Raw genomic sequence first — 238 nt, forward strand, 5'->3', positions numbered from 1 at the left:
CTTCGGCTTACTCTGTTGTTCGACAACAGTTTGGTGTGTCAATTGGTCAATTTGAAGGGGTTCAAGAAGGGTTAGCACGTATTGGTGGCCTAACTTATGCACTGGAATCGTGCAGGTTAATGACAGCTGGTGCTATTGATTTAAAACTAAGTCCATCAGTAGTAACAGCTATTGCAAAATACCATATGACCGAAATGGGTCGAACAGTAATGAATGATGCGATGGACATTCATGCAGG

Annotated in this window: 1 protein-coding gene; it reads left to right on the forward strand. The window is 42.4% G+C overall.

Features of this window, described 5'->3' with window-relative positions; all coding sequences use genetic code 11:
- A partial coding sequence (locus tag SB749_RS20790) for an acyl-CoA dehydrogenase family protein (RefSeq protein WP_410711987.1) occupies positions 1 to 238 on the forward strand: 238 nt, incomplete at both ends.

It is taken from the genome of Brevibacterium sp. SIMBA_078, assembly GCF_046534565.1.
In the GTDB taxonomy this organism is placed as follows: Bacteria; Actinomycetota; Actinomycetes; order Actinomycetales; family Brevibacteriaceae; genus Brevibacterium.